Source organism: Citrobacter sp. Cf136, from assembly GCF_030333815.1.
Taxonomy (GTDB): Bacteria; Pseudomonadota; Gammaproteobacteria; order Enterobacterales; family Enterobacteriaceae; genus Citrobacter; species Citrobacter freundii.
The window spans coordinates 1-1,235 of the sequence record NZ_JAOWFE010000019.1 but is presented as its reverse complement, the minus strand read 5'-3'; the positions used below and the strand labels follow the sequence as shown (position 1 = coordinate 1,235).

The following is a 1,235-nucleotide window of genomic DNA, read 5'->3' as shown; positions in this document are numbered from 1 at the left end:
TTTATTGCGGGGTCGTGAGGCGCTGGCAGGGTGTCGGGGCGCAGCCATGACAAATCTTTTATCCATTACACCGGGCAGAGTGAGATGCTGATATCGCGTCACACAAACAGAAAAAGGGTATACAAGGCGCAATCCCTTATCCTGTGCGGCATAGCAGCCCTCAGGGCAGGGTTTCGGGTATACCATGCCAGTCACCACCTGGTATACACCCTTCAGACCTTGCTACGACTGGCTTTAACGGCATAAAAACAGATGCAGGTATACAATTTCATACAAGGGGTGGTATACCCCCGGAAGCCTTTGCTGGCAAGGCTTCCGGCTGAGCAGTGTATACTGCGTGGGGTGTGACACGATTTTTTGGCCTTTCTCAGCCATCAGGAATCAAACATGCGGGCAAAGTGGTCAGATGGGAAAGTATAAGCATCCATATCCGGTGATAACCTGGCGGCTGGTCGAACGCTATGACCGGAATGCGTGGTAATGGCTCAATGGGATTTCCAGAATTGCCACCAGGACTTAGCAGGAACACTCTGCGGGTCAGAAGCGCTCTGTTTATGCTCCAGAAGTTGCATGGCCTGACGAAGTGAACTGATGTGCTCATCCCGTGCATTCACCGCATCTTTAAGCCCGGCATTCTCTGCCTGTAAAAGCGTTAACTGATGCTGTAAAGACTGTAAAAAATCACTGTTAACCGATGTAGGCATGCCGTCAAATTTTACAGTGTCACTTTTAGCAACATTTACAACCTCAATAGCACCAAAAACACGAATAAGCTCAGCCGTATCAATGGTTTTTACGGATTTGCCATGCTTTACAACTGAGGTGTAACTTAGTTCACCAGACTTAAGTAGCTTGTAAATTGTCGGGCGACTGACACTGACAAGACGTGCCGCTTCGCTAATGGATACACGGGCCATTACAAATCCTCTTGAAAATCATCCAGACGAATAGCCAGAGTGCGAAAGAGCTGTTCCGCATCCTCATGCAGTTTTTCGCACAGATCGGCCTCAGTATCGAGATCCAGTTCGTTGAGCTTCTCCAGCAAAAGCAGGGATTGCACCTGAATGAATTTAGCCATATTCAATGCCGTTCTCTGTTGCTTTGTCATCACAGCGTCAGTGCTCCAAGTCATCTCCGGTTCTTTTCCGCTTCCTCGACCGTTCGCTCGCTACGCTCGGTCACTTGTCTGCGGCGAGCGGACGGATCTTTCTAAGTGATAAATAAGGTTGGCAGTA

2 protein-coding genes are annotated in these 1,235 nt (G+C 49.0%); both read right to left on the bottom strand.

Going from position 1 to position 1,235, the window contains the following annotated elements; genetic code table 11:
• Positions 1–485: 485 nt before the first annotated feature.
• Positions 486–917 carry an excisionase family DNA-binding protein gene (locus OGV98_RS00535; RefSeq protein WP_286550923.1) on the bottom strand — a complete coding sequence of 144 codons (432 nt, stop codon included), beginning with the start codon at positions 915–917 and terminating at the stop codon, positions 486–488.
• Positions 917–1,108, bottom strand: coding sequence for a Rop family plasmid primer RNA-binding protein (locus OGV98_RS00530; protein WP_286550926.1), 192 nt, complete (start codon positions 1,106–1,108; stop codon positions 917–919). Before OGV98_RS00530 ends, OGV98_RS00535 begins: the two co-directional genes overlap by 1 nt.
• Positions 1,109–1,235 lie beyond the last annotated feature (127 nt).

Coding starts and splice junctions, on each gene's coding strand:
- OGV98_RS00535 (WP_286550923.1), bottom strand. CDS start 917: ATGGCCCGTGTATCCATTAGCGAAGCGGCACGTCTTGTCAGTGTCAGT.
- OGV98_RS00530 (WP_286550926.1), bottom strand. CDS start 1,108: ATGACAAAGCAACAGAGAACGGCATTGAATATGGCTAAATTCATTCAG.